Origin of the sequence: Catonella sp. (assembly GCF_052169795.1) — a bacterium.
GTDB lineage: Bacteria > Bacillota > Clostridia > Lachnospirales > Lachnospiraceae > Catonella.
The window spans coordinates 1-22,756 of record NZ_JBQNBU010000033.1 but is presented as its reverse complement, the minus strand read 5'-3'; the positions used below and the strand labels follow the sequence as shown (position 1 = coordinate 22,756).

The following is a 22,756-nucleotide window of genomic DNA, read 5'->3' as shown; positions in this document are numbered from 1 at the left end:
AAGAGGTAGTTCCGGAATTACAGAGGAGGGTAAGGGAAGTGTTAGGTTAGACAATACTAGCTTTATAATTGGTTTAACTTTATAAAAAAATGCCTGAAAAGTCAAGAGAAAATTCACTTGACTTTTTAGTTAGACAGAGCTAACATAATTTTATTAATAAATGAAAGAGAGGAAAAACAAATGAAGTTAAAACTTAAAGATTTTATTATTGTCAGTCTGCTTGGGGTAGTTGGTTTTGTTATTAGTATGGTTTCGGGAATGGCTACACAGTTATTTGGTGCTTATGGAGTTTTCGTTCATGTTTCTATAGGAAGTTTCTTATGCGCTCCTGTTTATTTTGTTATGTGCAATAAGATTCCTAAAAGAGGTGCAATATTTATATACTATTTTCTATCAGGAATAATTTATTCCATTATGGGGTTTGTTCCAATGCTTCCTATAATGGCTGTGTCGGGAATTGTAGGAGAGCTCCTTGTAGGTAAGGCGGATAACTACAAAAATATGGGAAGACTGAGTCTTTCTTATGTTATATCCCAGCTGATATATTCGCTGCATGGATTTTTTTTCATCCTGTTTTTGGGTGTAGAAGGGTTGGTAAAAACTTTTCCTAATCTATTCACACTTGAGGCAGCTCAGAGCGTAAGAGATACCTTTTTTAATCCTATGAATATGGCGGTGATATTAAGTATAGAAATTATTGCAGCCGTATTGGGAACATTATTCGGAAAATATATTTATAAAAAATTTTTTGATAAAACCGGTGATAAAAGGAGCATTTTATCATAATGAATTTTGGAAATCGCCTGTTCTTAAAACCAATAACAATAGGAGTTCTTATGATTATATATACAAGCATCTTATTTTTTAGTGAGATGCTTGTATATTGGGTTATGACTTTATTCAGCTTTATATTGCTTTTTTTTGTAAACAGAAAGAAAACGTTTTCTTTTATTACTGTATATATTCTAGTGTTTGCTTTAATCAGGATAATGAATTTTTTGACCTTGAGTGGTTGGATAGGTTCTGTTTATACAATGGCTCTCATTGTGGTTAAACTGTTTCCTCTGTGGATTTTAGTGGGTATTATAATGGAATTTAATACTTCGGAAATCATAGCCTCACTGAGAAAACTTAAACTTCCGAACAATCTCTGTGTGGGAGTGTCAATATTTATTCGCTTCATACCTGAATACAGAAATTACCTAAAGGAAATCAAGGAAGGGTTAAAGGTTAGAAATATTTCTTTCAATATATTCAAGCCGTTGCAAAGCTTTGAAATGTATCTGGTACCTCTGATTTACAAAGCATTTGATACAGCTAATATTTTAACCTGTTCGCTGATAACAAAAGGAATTGAATTTGATTGTGAGAAAACTTCGTATGTTGACTTATCGTTAACATGGCGTGATTATGCAGTTATTATAGCAGGAATGGGGTTTATAGGGATAACGGTATGGGAAAAGTTGTAGAAATAAGTATAAATAAATTCTCTTATGCTGATAAAATTATTTTGGAGAATGTGAATTTTACTGTTGAAAAGGGAGAGGCAGTAGTTATAGCAGGTCTTTCAGGTTCGGGAAAAACTACATTAATCAGACTGCTTAATGGTCTGATTCCGCAAGTTTACGAAGGGAAGCTGACAGGAGAAATAAAAATCTTAGGCAAATCTATAGTTGAATATAAGGCGGGAGAACTTGCAAAATATATCGGTAATGTATTTCAAAATCCTGATGACCAGTTTTTCTCAAATGAAGTTGAAAACGAAATAGCGTTGGTTGGTGAAAATACGGGATTAGAGCGTTCTATTTTGCTTGAACGGGTGAATTCTGCCATGGAACAGCTTGATATAGTATCGCTTAAAGGGAGAAAATTAAGAGAGCTTTCCGGAGGACAAAAACAAAAGGTGGCGATTGCTTCAACTTTGGTGTATGACAGCGATATAATCATACTTGATGAGCCGACTGCAAATTTAGATTTTACTTCAATCGAAGATATGAGAAGAGTATTGAAGAAACTTAAAGAACAGGGTAAAACCATTATTATAGCAGAACATAGGCTATTCTACCTGAAAGATATAATTGACAGGCTTATTCTTCTTAAAGCAGGACATCTTGAAAATATATTTTTACCGGAAAATTTGAATGAGAGTATTCGCAGAGATAATATGCTCAGGTGCTTTGACTATTCGGAGCTTACAAGTGAAGCAGACGAAGCAGGTGAAGAAGTGCTTGTAAGGATAAATGACCTGTCGGTTAAGAATAAAAGCTACAAACTTAATGATTTAGCAGAATTCTCCTTAAACAGAGGAGAGTGTATGGCGGTAATAGGTGAGAATGGAATAGGTAAAACCACTTTGGCCAAAGAGCTGATGGGGCTTTTGCCTATTAAAAGAGGTGAAGTATCTTACGCGATATCAGACAGGGAAAGACTCAGATATACGGCTGCAAGCTTACAAAACTGCAGAAATATGTTCTTTTATGAAACAGTTGAAAAGGAACTGATACCGAGGGAAAAAGAAGCCGATAGAGAATATTTGGATAAGGTAAAAAAATACTTAATTCATCTTGAATTATGGGACAAAAGAACAATGAATCCGCATGACCTGTCAGGCGGAGAAAAGCAGAGGCTGGCACTCCTCATCTCCATGTTGAAAGAATCAAAACTTATAATCTTGGATGAACCGACTGCAGGACTTGATTATAAAAGGATGTCACAGGTTTCTTCGATTATAGAGGAAAGGACAAAGACAACTCCGGTTATTCTTATTACACATGATTTGGAATTGTTATTTAAAACCTGCAATACTGCTTACCTTATGTCAAAGAATGGGCACAGAAAAATCAATGTCAGAGGGAACGAAGAGGAGATTGTAGAATTTTTGAACGTCCAATTATGATATATATCTTTTATTAATTTCAATGTTCTATCCGTATACCCTTCATAGGATTTATATAATCTTCAGCGAAAAGGCAAAATATCCCTTTTTTATAACAAGATTATGGCAGCCTATGATGTAATTAAGGCTAAAGGCGGAAAAGCAGCGGTAACCTTTGAAAAACAATAAAGTGTACAAAGCGGTTTATGATGCTTTTAAGCAGATGGATACAAAAATTCAATAACTTAGTAAAGAAAATAAATAATAAAGATAAAAGGTGGGTGTTGTATCACTCGCCTTTTTTATACTCAAATACTTGACATAACAAAATAATAGTAGTATTATTTTGTTACCGACGATATAGTCGGTAAGGAGGAAGCTATGGAAAATAAACGCTTAAATAAGGAAGACAGGAGGAGACAGATTAAAGATATTGCACTTGAACTTTTTATAAACAAGGGTTATGCAAAGACTACAATGGAAGAAATAGTACAGGCAGTCGGTATATCTAAAGGTGGGATGTACCATCATTTTTCCAATAAAGAGGAAATTTTTATAGAACTTTTAGAAGATGGCAGCGAATATAGGAAAAATCTTGTGCTGGAATATATGAGAGAAAATCCTAAAAGTCGCGATGAAAAACTCATTGATAGCTTATTAGATAAAATTCTGGATGTAAATCCATATAAAAAGTTATACACGGTATTTCTCATAGAAATGCAGAGTAATGAAAATTTTAAAAAATTATTTGAAAAGATTTATAGCAGAGGAGTCGAAGACTTTACAAAATTCTGTGAAAAGGAAGGTCTGGTAGAATATATATCTATAAGCAATAATGAATTTACCTTTTTGATGAATTCTTTATACATTGGCATGTATTTGTTTGAAAATATTGACAGGAACAAACTTAAGGAAATGCTTAGAATAATGTTTAAGGCATATTTGGAACATTAACAGGAAGGATTAAGATTATGAATAATGAAAAAGAAATGATTACTCAAATTCATAGATGTTTTCTTGTCTGTGGTTGTAATATTTATGCTGATGAAGAATTTTAAGGAGCTTAGAGGACTAAAAGATAAAGAAGTTAAAGAGAACGCTTAAATATAATTTTTCATCCCCCTGCAGTTTTACTTGCTGCAAGGGGATTTTTATTACATTTTTACACTTGAGTTCGGACATCAGTTTTTCTTAGATAAATATTGCTGATAATAAATACCAAAACAAGATAAAATACGCAAGAACCTATAAGAGCAGGTACATTAAGAACACCTGTAATTGAAGTACTTCCCATACCATATATCAAAGCAGAAAATGGAGTAGCATAGTAAAATCCTTTAACTGTAAGGGCTACCCCTGCAAGGCTTCCGACAAAGGCAAGTGCGACAGGGATGGCAAAGGAGTGTATTATCATTGATAATGTGCATTGTACTGCAGCTATTGTTGCTACGCAAAGTATGCTGCAAAGAATTCTATATAAAAATTGTGCAGGTATATTTCCGGGGAGTCCAAGCATTTTTCCGGAAAATATATAGATAATTACAATCCATATTATACTTAGCGAAGACATGATACCTGCTGTAATCCACTTGTCTTTTATGAGCTTTACGGGAGAAGTTACGGTAAGAATCAGATTCCAGTTGCTGCCGGAGTGCTCCATTCTCCAAAGAAGACTTGAGAGTATACCTATAAGAGGAGAAAGGAAGAATAAACCCAAGAACAGAGACTGCTGTGTCCAAAGAGCTTCCCAGGTAAACTTAAGTACCTCACGGTTTGCCTTAAAGTTAATTGTGCCGATTACTGCTGAGATTACGGGAATCAGTATAAATGAGAGCCAGATTGGATTATGTTTAAGCTTAATTAACTCAGCAGGAAGGCTGCTGTGAAGCGATGTGGAGACTTTATGCCTCTTAAAGCCTAATATGGAAGTATCCTGTTCAGATTTGGTAAAAAAATAAAGTCCAAGTAAAAATGTTCCAAGTAAATACAGGAAAGCTATAAAGATTCCCATAATAGATATATGGTTAAAGCTTAGTGACATAATTCTTGCAGCTGAATCAAAATTCATATCAACTGTGCTAAGGGAGAGCAATACTGACCATGGAGTCCAAGGTTTACTGCTGATATAAGCCATAAATAAACCTGTGAGTATACCACCAAAGCCTATGGAAAGGGCGGCAAACTGGTTATAAAATATGAGAGAAAGCAGGCTCTGCAGCTGGAATATTATCATACCGCTTATAATTTCCGCAAAAAATGTACGTAAAATTGCACTAAGAGGTACAACCCCTGAAAAACCTGAGTGTATTCCAATAAAAACTACCATACACATTTGAATTATACAAAATAATGTAAGATTGATAAAACCATAACAAAGTTTTCCAAGGTAAATATGAGTCCTGTTGTTGAGAGTAGGCAGTAAATTCCACATAGAACCTTTGTTTTCGATATCCACAGTTCTGCTTGCAAGTACTGTCATTAACACAGACAGAAGCAAAGTGTTAATCATAGGAATACCAAAAAGTATATTTGTCCATTCTTTACCTGTAGAGGGCATTGCATTAAATAAGTAAAAATAATTTAATATAACTGCTGACAGAATAAGCAAAAGAGTGTGTTTATGCTTTGCCTTCTTAAATTCAGCAGATGTCAGTGTTGAAACAGCTGTAATCATAGAGACTCCTTTCCTCCTGTCATTTCAAGAAAAACTTCTTCGAGATTTTCACCCTGATTTTCAAGCTCTGCAAGACCTCCCTGATAGAGCATTTTACCATGATGAATGATGCCAACTTGATCCGCCATCTGTTCAATTTCGCTTAGCAAATGGCTTGAGATTACTACAGTTATTCCTCTTTCTTTAGGAAGTGATATGATGAGCTGTCTCATTTCCTGAATACCTGCAGGATCAAGCCCATTGGTAGGTTCATCAAGGATTAAGAGCTTAGGATTTCCAAGCAGAGCCATAGCAATGCCGAGTCTTTGCTTCATTCCTAAAGAGTAATTGGAAAGTTTTTTGTCACGCTCATCATATAAGCGTACAGTTTTAAGGGCAGATTCTATTTCTGTTTCCTTTACGCATTTAAGCTTTGCGATTATCTGCATATTTTCAAGACCTGTAAGGTGTCCGTAACCGCCGGGATTTTCAATCAGACTTCCGGTTTTATGTAAAATTGCAAGCTTATTTGCAGAAGTCATTGTCTTACCAAATACCGAAATATTTCCACTATCAGGCTGAATAAGCCCAAGTATCATTTTAAGTGTAGTACTCTTACCTGCACCATTTGGACCAAGAAAGCCATACACACAGTTTTCGGGAACTTTAATTGATAAATCTTTAACACGATAGCCAGTTCCGCCTTTTTTGCTTATATTAACAGTTTCAAGTATATACTTCATAATATTTACCTCCGTCATTTGATTATGCATATAGGATAAAGCACCAACATTATGTAAACATTGCATTTACATTAAGGCTACATTAAGAAATGTTGGACACTATACTCTATTGTGGTAGAATAAAGTATAATAAAGTAAGAAAATGTTGTGAGGTAAAAGTTATGAATAAAGCGGAATGCAAGATTCTTACAGTTGATGATGAGAAGGAGCTTACTTATATAGTAACTGATATACTTAAAAGAGAAGGCTATGGCAGGATTGACAGTGCAGCAAATTTAAAAGAAGCGGAGAAAAAGATAAGAGAAAATACTTATCATTTGATTCTCTTGGATGTAATGTTGCCTGATGGGAAGGGGTTTGAACTATATGAAAATATGAAGAAAGAAGGGTATCTGTATGAAGTGCCGGTAATTTTTCTTTCTGCAAGGGATGAAGATGTAGACAGACTCCATGGACTTGGACTCGGAGCAGATGATTATATTACAAAGCCATTTCTTCCACAGGAATTGTTGCTTAGAATAGGGGCAGTGCTTAGAAGGACTTATCACTTGGAAAAAAATGTAAATATGGTACGTCTGGGTGAGAGAACCGTATCTATAGAGGCTGGTACAGTAAGATATAAAGGAGAAGAGAGTCCGCTTACTGCCAAAGAACTGGCTCTTTTTGTTATACTTGCAAAAAACAGGGGAAAGATTGTAACGACAGATACTCTTTGCGATGCACTCTGGCCTGATGGAAGCTACGGACTTGAAAGTTCATTGATTGTACATATGAGGCATTTAAGAGAAAAGATAGAAGAAGAACCTTCAAAACCGGGATTTCTTAAGACAGTAAGAGGATTAGGCTACAAATTGGAGAAATAACAATGAGAAGAAGAAAAGAAATGAAATTTGCAACAGTTATTGTAGTATTAATTACAGGATTCATACTTTTTTTTGCGGATATTTTAATATATTTAATTATAATGTTTAATGTAAGCTTAGTTGACTATCCCTCTTCAAGGGAAATACTGGCTAATCTTACTTTTGAGAATGGTACATATAAGTTAAAGAAGCAAGAAACAGAGAAGATTAGGAAAAAGAACTATTTTGCCATGTTAATAGATGATGGCGGGAATATAGTATGGAGCGAAAGTCTGCCTGATAAGTTTTATAAAACTTATACACTGAAAGATGTGGCGGGATTTACACGATATTATCTTGAAGACTATCCTGTAAGAACTTATGTGGCTGATGAAGGACTGCTGGTAATTGGTGAAAAGACAGATAAGGTATGGAAATATACCTTGGAATACGGCTCAGAAAGAATGAGGACAGCCATACTTATTACACCGCTTCTTTTTGTGATTAATGCTGTAGTGCTCATCACAGTACCGGTTACATTACAAAAGAGGAGGCAGAGACAAAAAGAAGAAGAAAGGACAGAATGGATAGCAGGAGTATCACACGATATCCGCACCCCGCTTGCTATAATTATGGGAAATGCGGAAACAATCAGCAATCTGACGGAAGACGAAGAAATAAAAAAGAAGGCAGATTTGATTGAAAAACAGGGAATAAGGCTTAGAACTCTTGTAGAGAACCTGAATCTTTCCAGCAAGCTTGATTTTGGTCTTGGTAAATTTGAAAAGAAAGAAATAAAGTTAAGCAGATTTCTTAGAAAAATTATTACGGAGCTTATGAATCAGACTGAGGATGAGAGGTATGAGTTTGAACTGGAAATAGATGACAGCTTGCAGGACATACAGGTGAAAGCAAATGAGAATTTGTTTGAAAGGGCGGTAATTAATCTCATAATAAATGCTATGCGCCATAATCCTGAATGTTGTAAAATAGAAGTAAAGCTTTATAAAAATATTAAAAATGTGCTTATATTAGAAATAAGTGATAATGGAAAAGGAGTGGCTGAAGAGTTTCTAAAAGAATTAAATAGCAAAGATTATGAGTATAAGATTGTTAATGGCACACATGGTTTGGGACTTAAGATAGTTAAGCAGGTAGCCGGTTTTCACGGGTGGAGGGTTGAATTTGCTAAAAATAAAAAAAGTGGTTTTATCTGTAGATTTAGTTTAAAATAAATATTCATGGTAATAAAAGAAATGGTAAAGCAGGATGATATCGAGTCAGGACTTGCAGGACATTAGGAAAAAAGTTGGGGAAAGTCTGATTCCACTTAATGAAAAGTTGGGAGAGAAGCTTATAATTTTCGTAATCAAAAACCATAAACAAGAGGTTAATTTTTATTCTCAAGTTTATGGTTTTTGATAAATTGCTTTATTATTTCAATATTTGAAATATACACTGATAATAAATCAGAAAGTAAGACAGAATAACTTTTAGGAAAGCCTCTCCTTAAAATCCCCATACCCGAAGCTTTTAATATTTTCAACCTTTCCATCCTTCTTAAGCACAGCCAAATCAGGCAAAGGCATGCCATTAAATGTATTGTTTTTTACAAATGAATAAATAGCCATATCACAGAAAATAAGCATATCTCCAATATTCTTTTCTTCATCAAAGGAAAAATCACCTATTATGTCTCCGGCGAGACAGGTACAGCTTCCAAGCCTGCAGGTGTATTTTTTTTCATTTGCTTCTCCCGAGGTAAAAAGTGGCGGTCTGTAAGGCATTTCTATTACATCAGGCATGTGACAGGCCGCACTTATATCTAAAATCAGATTTGTAGTATCGCCTGAGGTAGTTTTATCAAGGATGGTGGTTACAGAGTAGCCGGCATTTAGAGCCACAGCCTCGCCGGGCTCAAGATACACTTCTACATCAAACAAAGCCTTGGCTTCCTTTATGCATTTAATAAGAAGCTCTCTGTTGTAGTCTTCTCTGGTAATGTGATGGCCGCCGCCAAAGTTCAGCCATTTCATATTTTTAAGATACTTACCAAAGTTCTTATATACAACCTCTAAAGTATCTCTTAAAGGCTCGGCTCCCTGTTCGCAGAGTGTGTGAAAATGAAGCCCGTCAACACCGTCTAACAGTGAACTTTCCTCTATAATAGCATTTTCAAGTGTGTGAAGGGTGATTCCAAGCCTGCTGCCGCTTGCACAAGGATCATAGATTTCGTGCCCTTCCTGAGTCGAGAATTCAGGGTTTATCCTTATGCCTATGCTCAGACCTTTATCCATACAGTATTTTTTATACTTTTTAAGCTGGTTTACAGAGTTAAATATTATATGGTCACAAATGTTAGTTATTTCCTCCATATCCTCATCTTTATAAGCAGGAGAGAAGATGTGATTTTCCTTCTTCATTTCCTCAGCACCGAGCTTTGCTTCAAAAAGTCCGCTTGCAGTAGCCCCTGAGAGGTATTGTCCTATGAGGGGATAGAAGTAAAAGCCTGAAAATGCTTTCTGCGCAAGTAAAATTTTAGCACCGGTTTCATCCATTACCGCTTTTAGAATTTTACAGTTTTCCTCTATTTTTGCTTCATCTATAACATAGCAGGGGGTTTTAAGTCCTTCAAACGCTTTCTTTAATTCAGGGTAATTATTTGAAATCAAAATAAACTCCTTTATATTCCCTTTCTTATGGCACAAGTACAGGATTTTCCTCTAACTGCCAAGGAAGTCCCCATTTATTAAGAGCCTCCATATATGGATCAGGATCAAACTCATCTGTGGTATATACACCGGGCTTCTTCCAAAGACCGTTTAATACAAGCATAGAGCCTATCATAGCAGGAACACCTGTTGTATAGCTTACAGCCTGACTTCCAACCTCTTTGTAGCATTCCTCGTGGTCGCAGATATTGTAGATATAAATGCTCTTTTCCTTGCCGTCTTTAACACCGGTGAAGATACAGCCGATATTTGTCTTACCCTTGGTACGAGGACCAAGAGAAGCAGGATCAGGAAGAAGTGCCTTAAGGAACTGAATAGGTACTATCTCTTTTCCTTCATAGTTGATAGGGGTTGTAGAGAGCATACCTACATTTTCAAGGCAGTTCATATGGGTGAGGTAGCTCTGACCAAAGGTCATAAAGAAACGGATACGCTTAACCTCAGGCATATTTCTGCCAAGTGCCTCAAGCTCCTCGTGGTGAAGAAGGTACATATCCTTATCTCCGACTTCTTTGAAGTTATACTCACGCTTAATGCTCATAGCAGGGATTTCAACCCATTTTCCGTTTTCAAGGTAGCTTCCCGGAGCGGATACTTCACGAAGGTTAATCTCAGGGTTAAAATTAGTGGCAAAAGGATAGCCATGGTCACCGCCGTTGCAGTCAAGTATATCTATGGTATCTATTCTGTCAAAATAATGCTTCTTTGCATAGGCTGCAAATACACTGGTTACACCCGGATCAAATCCTGTGCCGAGAAGGGCGGTAAGTCCTGCTTTCTCAAATTTATCTGCATAAGCCCACTGATAAGAATAATCAAAAAGTGCTGAAAATCCTTTTTCCTTACAACGCTTCTCATAAGCAGCCTTCCACTCAGGCTCTTCAGTATCCTCAGGCTCGTAGTTAGCAGTGTCGATATAGTGAACATTTGCCTTAAGGCAGGCATCCATTATAGCGAGATCCTGATAAGGGAGAGCCACATTAAGGACTGCATCAGGTTTATAGCTATTGATAAGTTCTACGGTCTTTTCTACATCCATAGCATCTATTTCAGCAGTAGTAATAACAGTTTTAGTCTTGCCTTCAAGCTCAGTCTTAATAGCATCGCATTTTGATTTGGTCTTGCTTGCGATACAAATTTCAGTAAATACATCACTGTTCTGACAGCATTTGTGGATTGCAACCTGTGCGACTCCCCCACAACCGATAATAAGTAATCTTGACATTATTTTTCTCCTTTATTTTCTTCTTCTTCTAATATATCTTCAACATATTTAGGTAACATAAATGCTCCTACATGGAGGTTGCTTGTATAATATTCAGTTTTGAGCTTTCTTTTTTTCCAAGAGTCCGGTTTAAAGTCTTTGATAGGATGATATTTTTTACTGGCAAAGCCAAACATCCAGTAGCCTGATGGGCAGGTAGGGATATGTGCCTGATACACACGACTTATAGGAAAACTGGTGTATACCTTTCGGTGCATTGCCCTAAATGCCTCTTCATCTTCGTCAAAGAATGGACTTCCATGCTGATAAACCATAATTCCGTCATCTTTAAGAGCCTTGTAACAGCTACCGTAAAACTCTTTGGTGAAAAGCCCTTCAGTATGTCCGAACGGATCGGTAGAATCATTGATAATAAGGTCATATTCGGCTCTCCTGCCTCTTAAAAAACGAAGTCCGTCCTGATGAGTAATATGGACTCGTTTATCGTCAAAGCCCTTAACAGCATCAGGAAAAAATTCTCTACATACCTCGACCATCTGTTCATCAGGTTCTACAACTTCAATTTGTTCTATTTCAGGATAGGCGATAAGCTCTCTGGCTACTCCACCGTCACCACCACCAATTATAAGAACCTTTTTAACATTTGGATGTACTGACATCGGAACATGAGCTACCATTTCATTGTAAACAAATTCGTCTGCCTCGGAGAAGATAATATCTCCGTCAAGCATAAGGAATCTGCCAAATTCATGCGACTGAAAAACTTCTATTTTCTGAAATTCACTTTCTGCACTATAAAGCTGTTTCTCAACACCGATGTCCATGCTTACATTTTCAGTGAATTCTTCAAATACATGAATATTTGTATAATCAGACATTGTTCATCCTTTCTATGATTGAGAGAGATTAATACCAAAAGTAGTAAAATGGAATAAGCAGATGGATAAATATTATTAAGATATATCAAAGTTACTATCGGTAAAATGGCACTAAGAATTATTCCAATATACTTGCCGATATTATTTTTAATATTATTCATAATATTCCTCCAAAATTTCAAAATCGTATTGGATATTTTAGTTTACATTATTCTGAAAGGTAATTACTGATGGTGTTAAATACTTCATTGTTTAACTTCCAAATTCCTTCGTAAGGCAGTTCTATGTATGTATTACCCCTTTTTTCGTATAGATATGTTGTACTGAAGTATTTGGTATTACTTTGTCTATGAAATTCAAATTCGATTATAATATAGTTGTCAATGTTGGCAGGACACTCACTGAGACTGTCATAATTGGTAAACTTTGAATTATTTGCTATTTCATTAATCAGTTTTGAAATTTTTTCTTTATCTGTTATTTTTTTAACATTTTCAGAAGTATTTTCTCTTATTTCAATAGCCATTATATCCTCAGGATCAGGAAGGACTATTTTTTTATCCTTTGCACAAGCAGTTAAAATAAATATACAGATTATAGTTAATGTTACTTTAATATATTTTTTCATAATGTTTCTCCTTGTTTACTAAGGTCTGTAAAGAAACTAATCTATAAGTACTTCCAGCATTTTAACCTCAGGATCGGCAGTACCCTGCAAGCTACACCCTTTTTCCTTTGCATAGAGTATATGGTCAACTATATCTTTTGTAATAAGCTCTCCGGGAGCAAGAATTGGAATGCCCGGAGGATATGCCATAACAGATTCACCTGCAACTCTGCCATAAGACTCTTTGATAGGAACTGATTCTTTTTCAGCATAAAATGAATACTGAGGACTTGAGACTACCTTCGGAATTACCGCATCCACAAAGGCGAGTCCGCTTTTTTCTCTTGCATAAAGCCTCTTTATATCCTCAAGAGCCCCGACAAGCCTTTCTATATCCTGCAGTCTGTCGCCGATGGAGATATAAGCCATAATATTACCGATATCTCCAAATTCAATCTGTATGTCATATTCATCGCGGAGCAAATCATAAATCTCTATTCCTGTAAGTCCTATGTCTTTGGTATAAACACAAAGTTTGGTTACGTCAAAATCAAAAACATTTTTACCGTCAATAAGTTCTTTGCCGTAAGCATAATAACCACCTATGCTGTTTATTTCGGCTCTTGCATACTCGGACATGGTAACAACTTTAGCAAAACTCTCCCTGCCTCTAAGTGCAAGGTTTCGTCTGGACAAATCAAGGCTTGATAATAATAAGTAATTTGCTGATGTAGTTTGGGTGAGTCCAATCATCTGTCTTACATGACCTACATTCATATTTTCCCCTGTAAGCAGGATAGAACTTTGTGTAAGGCTTCCACCTGATTTGTGCATAGATATGGCTGCCATATCAGCTCCGGCTCTCATTCCTGCCATTGGAAGATTGGCTCCAAAATAAAGCTGTGTTCCATGTGCTTCATCTACGAGAACTTTAAGCCCTTTTTCGTGAGCATAATCAGTTATACTTTTAAGGTCTGAGCAGATGCCGTAGTAGGTTGGATTATTTACAAGTACAGCTACAGCATCAGGATTGGCATCTATTGTATTTTTAACAGCTTCTGTTTCCATTCCGAGAGCTACGCCTATTACAGGATGTATCTCAGGCTTCACATATACAGGAACTGCTCCACAGAGAATGAGGGCATTAATTACACTTTTATGCACATTTCGAGGAAGAATTATCTTATCACCGGCTTTGCAGACAGAAAGTACCATAGCCTGTACGGAAGCGGTAGTACCTCCAACCATAAGAAAGGCATGTGCAGCACCAAAGGCCTCTGCCATCAGATCCTCAGCCTCAGCAATAACAGAAACCGGATTGGAGAGATTGTCAAGAGGCTTCATGCTGTTTACATCAAGTCCTACACATTGAGCACCGAGCAGTTTTACTAATTCAGGATTGCCACGGCCTCTTTTATGACCGGGCACATCAAAAGGTACTACTCTTTTCTTCTTAAATGTTTCAAGAGCCTCGCAAATGGGAGCACTCTGCTGTCTGCTAATATCCATTTATTTTTCCTCATATATTTAAAATATACTGCACTGTAGAGAAATTAAATATCTCAAAAAGAGAAATTTGCTTGCTGAAAATTTCAAAAAATTCGGCAGATTAATATAAAAATGCAGCTCAATCACCTTGAGCTGCACGAAATTTTAAAATAAAAAAGTGCGTTAACTTCATTCAGAGTAGTTCAGCAAATATCAGGTTGCTGCTCTTATTGATGTTTCACAAGATGATAATGATTGTAGAGTAATCAACTTATAAAATTTGGGCTTCAAACCCTATCAATAATGTGGAATAACCACTACGGCAAGTGACCGCCTGTCCGTAAGGCAAATACAAATTTGGTCTGATATCTGCATGAGAAGTCACGCATTTATGTAAGATTAATGATATCATCAATAAGCAGTGGTGTCAATACTTCCGCTAAAATTCCTTCTTGACAGACAGAGTAGTTTAGTCTAACATATAGATATTAAAATTTAACAGCATTCTTCAGGGCAGGGTGAAATTCCCGACCGGCGGTAAAGTCCGCGAGCATTTTGCAAGAATCGGTGAGCCTCAGGCAATTCCGATACCGACAGTAAAGTCTGGATGAAAGAAGAAATTATAGAATATAAGACTTATCTTATATTTTATAGTGTAATCAGCCCTGACCAAAAGGTCGGGATTTTTTCTTTTAAAGAAAATTTTCGGGGAAGATTACACCGTTTCTATAGATACCTATAAGAATGCGGAAAGAGGAAAATATGGTTTTATTAGGTGGTTTGAAAGAAACGGCAATGGAAAATATGGGAATGGTACTCATAACCCTTGCGGTGGTGGCTGCATTAATCGTGTTAGCTTTTGTAGCTCAGAAAATTTTAAAGAAGGATGAAGATGACAGGTCATTTAAAATCAGATATATTGCGCTTGTAGCTATGCTTTCGGCAATTTCCGCAGTACTTATGTTTTTTGAATTTCCAATACCGTTTATTGCACCGGGATTTTATAAGATTGATTTGAGTGAAGTGCCTGTTATAGTGGGTGCATTTGCTATGGGACCTGTTGCAGGTGTGGTTATAGAGTTTATAAAGATACTTCTTCACTTATTTATTAAGGGAACAAGCTCTGCCTTTGTAGGTGAATTTGGAAACTTTGTAGTAGGTGCAGGCTTTATAATTCCAGCTTCCATTATGTATTATGCAAAGAAAACTAAGAAAAGGGCGATAGCCGGACTTATAACAGGTGTAATTACAACTACAACAATAGGCTGTCTTGTAAATGCCTTTATATTACTTCCGTTTTATGCTGCTGCTTTTGGTGGAATAGATAAGATTATAGCAGCCGGAACTGCTGTAAATCCTATGGTGGATAGTGTGCTTGTGTTTTGCCTCGTACTGGTAGCACCTTTTAATATAATTAAGTTTGGTATAGTTTCTATAATAACAGTGCTTATTTATCATAAGATTAGCTACTTATTTAAAATGGGGAATGAATAGCTAAATAACTGTGATTAAAGTGGAAAATATGAAAAATATATGATATAATTGTCCCATAATATTAAGGAAGTGGCAGTAATGTATATATTTGATTGGAACGAAAATAAAAATCAGATTAATATAAAAAAGCATGGAATAGGATTTGATGAAGCAAGCTCTGTATTTTATGATGAAAGAGCTATCTTGTTTGATGATCCTATACATTCTGAGTATGAGGACAGGTTTTTGTTATTAGGAGTAAGCAATAATGCTAATATTTGCCTGGTATGTCATTGCTATAGAGAGTCTGATACAGTAATACGTATTATATCGGCCAGAAGGGCGACGAAAAAGGAGGTAGACAGATATGCTAGAGGAATATGATATTGATAAATTAAATCCAAGACCAAATCCATATGCAAAAGAGTTAAAAAAACAAGAGACTATTCAGGTTTCCTCTTCTGTCATAGATTATTTTAAAAAACAGTCAGCCAAGATGGAGATTCCATACCAAACTCTTATTAATTTGTATTTATCAGATTGTGTAAAAGAAAAAAGAGAATTAAAAATATCCTGGGAATAGTTACTAAATAGTAAAATTTAAAATATACTTGAATTGTTATCTAAAACATGTTAGAATCCAAAAAGATATGTTTTGAAAGGAAGAGATAGTTATGTCTACATTAAGAATTGTTGTTACAGTTATTTATTGCATTATATGTGTTGCACTTGCGGCTATAGTACTTTTACAGGAAGGTAAGCAGCAGGGGCTTGGTACTATCAGCGGTATGGCTGATACCTACTGGGGCAAAAATAAAAGTCGTTCTATGGAAGGTAATCTTAACAAGGCGACTACAATTGTTGCCCTTGGTTTTATAGTGCTTTCATTTGTACTTAATATGAAGTGGTAATAAGTAGAAGAAGAAAATTTTAACTGTTGCATAGTATGTTGTTTCAGGTCTTATCCTGCGTACACACTTTGTAGCAGTTTTTCTTTTTTTATGCCGGCTTCGCCGTGTCTGCCCGTGACATACCAAGCCATGCTAGTTACGCCCCTACCTTTGTAAGGTGCGGGAAAGCTCAGAGCTAAAGGGAAGCATTCGCTTTCCCGCACACTTACAAACGGGGCTGACCGGATAAGGAGAAGGAAAACTTCTTAGTATGGCTATATGGTATGCTAAAAAATGTAGAGTATAGAATGAAACTAGGGAAGCTGATAAAGTGCATTATTGTGTATAGCAGTATAAGGTCTGTGGTGTTTGTGTAGATTTTAAGGTTAAATTTTCGTAGCTATAGGGATAAAAGGTGAGATAAGTGGCAAAGATTATTAAAGAATATACAAAAAAGATGAAGGAAAGAAGAGAGGTACTTGAGGAGTTTTTTGCAAGGAAGGACTATATTCCTATGAAGTTTAAGGACATAGCCTCTTTATTTCAGGTACCAAAGGCTGAAAGAGGAGATTTACAGCTTATATTAAATGATATTATAAAAGAAGGAAAACTTATAGAAAATGGAGAAGGAAGGTATGCAAAGCCTGATGCTGACCTTGTTACAGGGATATTTATGTCTACAGGAAAAGGTTTTGCATTTTTAAGAACAGGAGAGGGTGAGGAGGATATCTTCATTCCTGCTTCAGAAGTAAGCAATGCATTTGACGGAGATACTGTTACAGTTAAACTCCTTGCAAAAAGCAGGGGGAAAAGCAGGGAGGGTAAGGTAGTAAAAATAGTAGAAAGGGCTGTGACTACAGTTGTAGGTACATTTGAAAGAAGTAAAAATTTTGGTTTTGTAGTTCCTGATAATACCAAGCTTAACTCAGATATCTATATACCTAAAAATGGCTGTAAGGATGTACCTAAGGGTTATAAGGTGGTTGCGGAAATTACAAGTTACGGTGACGCTAAGCATAGCCCGGAGGGTAAGATTATAGAAATTCTCGGCTCTGAAAATGAAAAGGGGGTTGATATCCTTTCTATTGCAAAGGCTTATGGAATAGAAGGAGAATTTCCTAAGGCGGTACTTGAAGAAGTTAAAAAAGTTCCATCTAAGGTAATAAAGACTTCTATAAAAAACAGGCTTGATTTGACAGAACTTAAGATAGTGACCATAGATGGTGAGGATGCCAAAGACCTTGATGATGCGATAAGTGTGTCAAAGGAAGTAAAAAGTGACGGAGAGGTAATCTATCATCTGGGAGTACATATAGCGGATGTAACCCATTATGTAAAGGAAGGCTCTGCACTTGATAAGGAGGCAATAAAGCGCGGTACAAGTGCTTATCTGGTTAACAAGGTAATACCTATGCTTCCTAAGGAGCTTTCAAACGGTATCTGCTCGCTTAATGAAAACACCTTAAGACTGACACTTTCCTGTCTTATGGATATAAATGAAGCCGGAGAGGTAGTATCCCACAGAATAGCGGAAACAGCTATAAAAACAGCTCACCGAATGAATTATTCTGATGTAAATGTGCTTATTACAGGCGAAGGCGAGAATTTTAACGAATTAAAAGAAAGATACGAAGATGTATATGAAATGCTTGTGACAGCGGAGGAACTGGCGGGTATTCTTAGAAAGAGCAGGCATAAGAGAGGCTCTATAGATTTTGATTTTCCTGAAACCAAGATTGAGATAGACGATAAGGGAAGGGTTGCGGATATCAAAGCCTATGACAGAAATGAGGCTACAAGGCTTATTGAGGACTTTATGCTGATTGCAAATGAAACTGTGGCAGAGGACAGCTATTGGCAGGAGTTACCGTTTGTATACAGAACCCATGAAAATCCGGATGAGGAAAAAATCAGGGAACTTAGTATTTTTATCAATAATTTCGGTTACAATATAACCAAGAACAGTAAAAAGAAAGGCAAGACCGAAATTCATCCAAAGGATGTGCAGAAGCTTTTAAATAAAATCGCAGGTACACCTGAGGAAATGCTTATAAACCGAATGACATTAAGAAGCCTTAAGAGGGCTAAGTACACAATTTCCAGTGAGGGACATTTTGGCTTGGCAGCCAAGTATTATTGTCATTTTACATCTCCTATAAGAAGGTATCCTGATTTACAGATACACAGGATATTAAAAGAGAACTTAAACGGTAAGCTAACTGATAAGAGGATAGCTCATTATAAGGGAATTTTAAGTGAGATAGCACTTCGTTCAAGTGTTTTAGAAAGAAGGGCGGATGAGGCTGAAAGAGAAGCGGATAAGATGAAGTCGGCTGAATTTATGTCACATAAAATCGGTGAAGAGTTTGACGGAGTTATCTCAGGGGTTACAAGCTGGGGGATTTATGTGGAACTTCCGAATACCGTTGAAGGGATGGTGAAAATCAGCAGTATAAGGGGAGATTATTATGAGTTTAATGCTGAAAGAATGGAAATAGTCGGAGAGCATACTAAGAAGAAGTTTAGCCTGGGGCAGCAGGTAAGGGTTAAGGTTATAGAAGCAAGCAAGCAGATGAAAACTATAGATTTCAGGATAGTAGAAGGAGAGAAGGATGTCTAAGGATAATTATAAATTAGTGGCACAGAATAAAAAAGCCACCTTTGATTATTTTATAGAAGAACGCTATGAAACAGGAATTACCCTCGTGGGTACAGAGGTAAAGTCTGTAAGGATGGGCAAGGTGAGTATAAAGGAGTCCTATGTGCAGATAGATAAAAACGGTGAGGTAATCATCGTAGGTATGCACATAAGCCCTTATGAGAAAGGAAATATTTTCAATAAAGATCCGCTTAGAACCAGAAAGCTGCTTATGCACAGGGCTGAGATAAATAAACTGGTAGGTAAGGTAAAGACGGCTGGCTATACCCTTGTTCCGCTTAAAGTTTATCTAAAGGGAAGTCTTGTAAAAGTGGAAATAGGTCTTGCAAGAGGTAAGAAGAATTATGACAAGCGTCAGGATATCCAGAAAAAGGATCAGAGAAGAGAGGCTGAAAGAGATTATAAGGTGAAGAATTTGTACTAGAGTCTATCAAAATTTGAGTTTATTTTTTAACAAAATAAAGGAGATATGGTCATGGATAAAGCAATCTTACAGGAATTAGTGCAAGGAATGGTTGAAATAATAAAAAGTGATATTGTAAAAGTGATATTATATGGTTCGGTTGCAAGAGGCACAGATGATGAAGAATCTGATATAGACATAATGATTATTCTAAAAAATGAGCTGGACAGCTTTGCAGAAGATAAGCTATCGGATTTTATCGTCGATATGAATTTAAAATATGATAAGGTGTTTTCCGTGATTGATGTAAATGTTCATAAATTTGATAAATGGGTTGCTGCACTGCCGTTTTATCAAAATGTTGATAGGGAGGGAATTGTTTTATGGAGAGCAGCTTGATAGAGCTTTCAAAATACAGATTTCAGAGATCAAAAGAAATTATAAAAGATGCAAAATTATTGATTAGTGATAAAAGCTTTTCATCATCAGTTAATCGCTCATATTATGCTATTTTTCATGCATTAAGAGCAATTACTGCACTTGATGGATTTGATTCAAGTAAACATTCTGGAATAATTGCATATATAAATAAGGAGTATGTAAAGACGGGTATTTTTGATAAATCTTTATCTAAAATATTGGATACATCATTCAGACTTAGAGAAAAAGCAGATTATGATGATTTTTTTATAGTATCAAAAGATACAGCTCTAGTACAGTTAGAAAAGGCTGAAAATGTTATAAATGTAGTAGGAGAATATTTAGAAAAACGCTGGAAATAATATAAAATGCTGCAATTTGTTAGAGAAAGGTATATATATGAATTTTTTTAGGGATAAGATTAATAAAAAATATTTTGAAATTTCAATGTATGTAATTTTTACCTGCATAGTTATCTTTCTTTTAAGTAGACTTACAGACCAGCTTCCTTTAATAGCAGGTACTGTAGGCTCAGTAACAAAATGGATTTTGACTATAATAAAACCTGTAATTATAGGCTTTATTATAGCATATCTCTTATTTCCGATGCTTGAAAAACTGGAAGCTTTACTTAGAAAATTAAAGCCTTTAAAGAAAAAGAATAGTGTAAGAGGCTTAGCAGTGGCTTTGCAGGGGATAATAATCTTAGTAGGTTTGTTTTTAATAGTATCACTGTTAGTCTCGGTTATAACCAAACAGGCACGAGCAGCCAATTCAGAGGATATAATTGAAGGACTTAAAACTTATGCAAACTCTGTAAATAATCTGTATTGGGACTTGATGGAAAGGCTTGATCAGTTAAATATTAATTCCGCTGAGATTAAATCCAGTGTAGATACATTTATGAACAATATTGGAAAGTATTTGTTAAATTTATCCAGTGGACTTGGTAATATTGCAAATAACCTGAAAGATGGTGTTGCAACAGCATTTTTTGCCCTTATTTTCAGCATTTACTTCCTGCTGGATATGCCAAAGTTAAAAAAATACTGGGGAAAAGTGTTTAAAGTTATTTTTCCTAAAAGGGTAAAATCAGTGCTCGATACTATTGTTACAGATGCAGATAAAGTATTTTCGGGCTATATAAGAGGACAGGCTATAGATGCATTTATGGTCGGAGTTGCGGTAAGCATAATATTTTCAATAATAGGAATACAGTATGCTATTGTAATAGGACTGTTAATAGGACTTGGAAACTTAGTTCCTTATATGGGGCCGGTTGTGGGATATAGTTCAATTGTAATAGTGGGAATTGCTACAAGTGATTATAAAAGTATGGTAATTGCAGCTATATCATTACTGATAATACAGGCAATAGATGGCAATCTCATTTACCCGAAGCTATTAAGCAGCAGTGTAAACATTCATCCAATGATAGTAATTATCTCCCTTACGGTAGGAGCCAGTATAGGTGGTCTTGTAGGAATGATAGTTGCAGTACCGACGGGTGCGCTGGTTAAGGTATGGTTTGAAAGACTTATTAATATTGCAGAGAAGAGAAATGTGAATAAGGAAAATAAGGATAAGTAAATGGATAAATTTGAGAAAATATTTGATATGTCATTTGAAAAGGCTATGCTCTTTGTAGCAAAGCCTATTGTAATTTTGATAATATGTAAAATAGTTGTTACTATTGTACTTAAAATTTTAAATAAAATTTTTGAAAAGTCTAAGCTGGATAAAGGTATTCAGGGATTTTTTAAGCAGTTGGTTAGAATATCTATTTATGTAATAGGCATTATTATGGCGGCGCAGTCGCTCGGAATCAACACATCTTCGCTTGTAACCCTCTTAGGTGTGGTTTCACTTGCCTTCTCTCTGTCCTTGCAGAATATTCTTACTAACGTATTTTCGGGAATAATGCTACTTATAACCAAGCCTTTTGTAACAGGTGATTATATAGAAGTTTCGGGAATAAGTGGAACAGTAACAGGAATAAGTCTTATGCGTACCAGAATGCGTACGGCAGATAATAAGGTAGAGCTTATCCCTAATTCTGATGTAGCTTCGCAGAGAATATCCAATTATTCAGGAGAGACAAGAAGAAGGGTGGATATAACAGTTTCTGCTGATTATAAATCTCCTACTAAAGAGGTACTGTCTGCCATACATGGTGTAATAGATAAAGATGATAGGATAGTAAAAGAGGAAGGTTATATGCCTACAGTAAGACTTGCAAAGTTCAATGCAGATGATATTTCGTATGTTGTCAAGGTTTGGTGTGAAAATGGAGTTTACTGGGATGTGTACTTTGATTTGCTTGAGAATATAAGGGAAGCTTATGCTGAAAGTGGAATTGAGTTCAGCTATCCGCATAGGGTGGTGCATATTGAGAAGTAGTATTTTCTTGTATAAAGAGTGTGTTTTATATAAAAGGAGACTCAAATGGCAATAAAAGATAAAAACTATATAAATAATTTGATATCGGCGAAAAAGACAAATATAAAGCTTCAAGAATTATTAAAGATACGTTAGAGTCTAAACTTATAAAAGCTGTAGATGAAAATACAGCACCGAGATATATGAAGTATATTCCGTTTTGGGCATAATTTAAGTTGCAGTAAGTTGCAAAGCGGTCAGTAAAGAATAAATAATCTGTTAAAATTAGCCATATTGACAAAAAGTTGAGTGTGACATATAATTAGACTTATAAACGAGATATACATAGCTGATGTTTATTATTGAAATATACTTATATTAAAGCTGGGATTTTAAGAAAGGACTTGACAGCATTATGAATGTAGCAGATACTTTACATACATACATACATACATACATACATACATACATACATACATACATACATAC

The 22,756-nt window shown here is 35.8% G+C and carries 23 protein-coding genes and 1 riboswitch; of the genes, 16 read left to right on the top strand and 7 right to left on the bottom strand.

All coding sequences use genetic code 11. The features are described 5' to 3' along the window. Positions 1–180: 180 nt before the first annotated feature. From ACTTKP_RS06635 to ACTTKP_RS06620, 4 genes are all read left to right on the top strand, one after another. Positions 181–786 carry an MptD family putative ECF transporter S component gene (locus ACTTKP_RS06635; RefSeq protein ID WP_442553123.1) on the top strand — a complete coding sequence of 202 codons (606 nt, stop codon included), beginning with the start codon at positions 181–183 and terminating at the stop codon, positions 784–786. Beyond that, a complete protein-coding gene (locus tag ACTTKP_RS06630; RefSeq protein ID WP_442553122.1) occupies positions 786–1,469 on the top strand; it encodes an energy-coupling factor transporter transmembrane component T family protein in 684 nt (227 codons plus the stop codon). Before ACTTKP_RS06635 ends, ACTTKP_RS06630 begins: the two co-directional genes overlap by 1 nt. Continuing rightward, positions 1,454–2,896, top strand: a complete 1,443-nt coding sequence (locus tag ACTTKP_RS06625) for an ABC transporter ATP-binding protein (protein ID WP_442553121.1) — start codon at positions 1,454–1,456, stop codon at positions 2,894–2,896. Before ACTTKP_RS06630 ends, ACTTKP_RS06625 begins: the two co-directional genes overlap by 16 nt. 360 nt (positions 2,897–3,256) lie before the next feature. Next, on the top strand, positions 3,257–3,829 hold the full coding sequence (locus tag ACTTKP_RS06620; protein WP_442553120.1) for a TetR/AcrR family transcriptional regulator: 573 nt from the start codon (positions 3,257–3,259) through the stop codon (positions 3,827–3,829). A gap of 208 nt (positions 3,830–4,037) precedes the next feature. Here ACTTKP_RS06620 and ACTTKP_RS06615 read toward each other — a convergent pair whose 3' ends face one another. Continuing rightward, positions 4,038–5,549 carry an ABC transporter permease gene (locus ACTTKP_RS06615; RefSeq protein ID WP_442553119.1) on the bottom strand — a complete coding sequence of 504 codons (1,512 nt, stop codon included), beginning with the start codon at positions 5,547–5,549 and terminating at the stop codon, positions 4,038–4,040. Continuing rightward, positions 5,546–6,274, bottom strand: coding sequence for an ABC transporter ATP-binding protein (locus tag ACTTKP_RS06610; RefSeq protein WP_442553124.1), 729 nt, complete (start codon positions 6,272–6,274; stop codon positions 5,546–5,548). The genes ACTTKP_RS06615 and ACTTKP_RS06610 overlap by 4 nt, the downstream gene beginning before the upstream one ends. A 158-nt stretch (positions 6,275–6,432) precedes the next feature. Here ACTTKP_RS06610 and ACTTKP_RS06605 point away from each other — a divergent pair, with 158 nt between their 5' ends. Continuing rightward, complete coding sequence (locus ACTTKP_RS06605; protein WP_442553118.1) at positions 6,433–7,134, top strand: response regulator transcription factor; 702 nt, start codon at positions 6,433–6,435, stop codon at positions 7,132–7,134. Between the two features lie 2 nt (positions 7,135–7,136). Continuing rightward, positions 7,137–8,348, top strand: a complete 1,212-nt coding sequence (locus tag ACTTKP_RS06600; RefSeq protein ID WP_442553117.1) for a sensor histidine kinase — start codon at positions 7,137–7,139, stop codon at positions 8,346–8,348. A 258-nt stretch (positions 8,349–8,606) separates the two neighbouring features. Here the strand turns inward: ACTTKP_RS06600 and nspC are convergent, their stop codons facing one another. From nspC to ACTTKP_RS06575, 5 genes are all read right to left on the bottom strand, one after another. Next, complete coding sequence (gene nspC, locus ACTTKP_RS06595; protein WP_442553116.1) at positions 8,607–9,785, bottom strand: carboxynorspermidine decarboxylase; 1,179 nt, start codon at positions 9,783–9,785, stop codon at positions 8,607–8,609. A 25-nt stretch (positions 9,786–9,810) separates the two neighbouring features. Then, positions 9,811–11,070: a saccharopine dehydrogenase family protein gene (locus tag ACTTKP_RS06590; protein WP_442553115.1), complete on the bottom strand. Its 1,260-nt coding sequence runs from the start codon at positions 11,068–11,070 to the stop codon at positions 9,811–9,813. Then, positions 11,070–11,948, bottom strand: a complete 879-nt coding sequence (speE, locus tag ACTTKP_RS06585; protein WP_442553114.1) for a polyamine aminopropyltransferase — start codon at positions 11,946–11,948, stop codon at positions 11,070–11,072. The genes ACTTKP_RS06590 and speE overlap by 1 nt, the downstream gene beginning before the upstream one ends. 208 nt (positions 11,949–12,156) lie before the next feature. Further along, positions 12,157–12,576, bottom strand: a complete 420-nt coding sequence (locus ACTTKP_RS06580; RefSeq protein WP_442553113.1) for a DUF5301 domain-containing protein — start codon at positions 12,574–12,576, stop codon at positions 12,157–12,159. 36 nt (positions 12,577–12,612) lie between these two features. Further along, a complete protein-coding gene (locus tag ACTTKP_RS06575) occupies positions 12,613–14,064 on the bottom strand; it encodes an aminotransferase class I/II-fold pyridoxal phosphate-dependent enzyme (RefSeq protein WP_442553112.1) in 1,452 nt (483 codons plus the stop codon). 479 nt (positions 14,065–14,543) lie between these two features. Next, positions 14,544–14,666, top strand: a riboswitch (FMN riboswitch). Between the two features lie 139 nt (positions 14,667–14,805). Between ACTTKP_RS06575 and ACTTKP_RS06570 the strand changes: the two genes are divergently transcribed. From ACTTKP_RS06570 to ACTTKP_RS06525, 10 genes are all read left to right on the top strand, one after another. Beyond that, on the top strand, positions 14,806–15,537 hold the full coding sequence (locus ACTTKP_RS06570; RefSeq protein WP_442553111.1) for an ECF transporter S component: 732 nt from the start codon (positions 14,806–14,808) through the stop codon (positions 15,535–15,537). A 78-nt stretch (positions 15,538–15,615) separates the two neighbouring features. Beyond that, on the top strand, positions 15,616–15,900 hold the full coding sequence (locus tag ACTTKP_RS06565) for a BrnT family toxin (protein ID WP_442553110.1): 285 nt from the start codon (positions 15,616–15,618) through the stop codon (positions 15,898–15,900). Continuing rightward, entirely contained in the window at positions 15,884–16,099 is a 216-nt protein-coding gene (locus tag ACTTKP_RS06560; protein WP_442553109.1) for an antitoxin, read from the top strand. The genes ACTTKP_RS06565 and ACTTKP_RS06560 overlap by 17 nt, the downstream gene beginning before the upstream one ends. A 91-nt stretch (positions 16,100–16,190) precedes the next feature. Continuing rightward, positions 16,191–16,427 (top strand): preprotein translocase subunit SecG, encoded by a 237-nt coding sequence (secG, locus tag ACTTKP_RS06555; RefSeq protein ID WP_442553108.1) that lies wholly within the window; start codon positions 16,191–16,193, stop codon positions 16,425–16,427. 403 nt (positions 16,428–16,830) lie between these two features. After that, positions 16,831–19,026: a ribonuclease R gene (rnr, locus tag ACTTKP_RS06550; RefSeq protein ID WP_442553107.1), complete on the top strand. Its 2,196-nt coding sequence runs from the start codon at positions 16,831–16,833 to the stop codon at positions 19,024–19,026. Next, complete coding sequence (smpB, locus tag ACTTKP_RS06545) at positions 19,019–19,489, top strand: SsrA-binding protein SmpB (RefSeq protein ID WP_442553106.1); 471 nt, start codon at positions 19,019–19,021, stop codon at positions 19,487–19,489. Before rnr ends, smpB begins: the two co-directional genes overlap by 8 nt. Before the next feature lie 51 nt (positions 19,490–19,540). Continuing rightward, positions 19,541–19,867, top strand: coding sequence for a nucleotidyltransferase domain-containing protein (locus ACTTKP_RS06540; protein WP_442553105.1), 327 nt, complete (start codon positions 19,541–19,543; stop codon positions 19,865–19,867). Then, the gene (locus ACTTKP_RS06535) at positions 19,852–20,250 is read left to right on the top strand and encodes a HEPN domain-containing protein (RefSeq protein WP_442553104.1); all 399 of its coding nucleotides are present in this window, start codon (positions 19,852–19,854) and stop codon (positions 20,248–20,250) included. Before ACTTKP_RS06540 ends, ACTTKP_RS06535 begins: the two co-directional genes overlap by 16 nt. A gap of 37 nt (positions 20,251–20,287) precedes the next feature. Further along, positions 20,288–21,478 carry an AI-2E family transporter gene (locus ACTTKP_RS06530; protein WP_442553103.1) on the top strand — a complete coding sequence of 397 codons (1,191 nt, stop codon included), beginning with the start codon at positions 20,288–20,290 and terminating at the stop codon, positions 21,476–21,478. Continuing rightward, positions 21,479–22,288: a mechanosensitive ion channel family protein gene (locus ACTTKP_RS06525; RefSeq protein WP_442553102.1), complete on the top strand. Its 810-nt coding sequence runs from the start codon at positions 21,479–21,481 to the stop codon at positions 22,286–22,288. It begins immediately after the preceding gene. Positions 22,289–22,756: the final 468 nt, after the last annotated feature.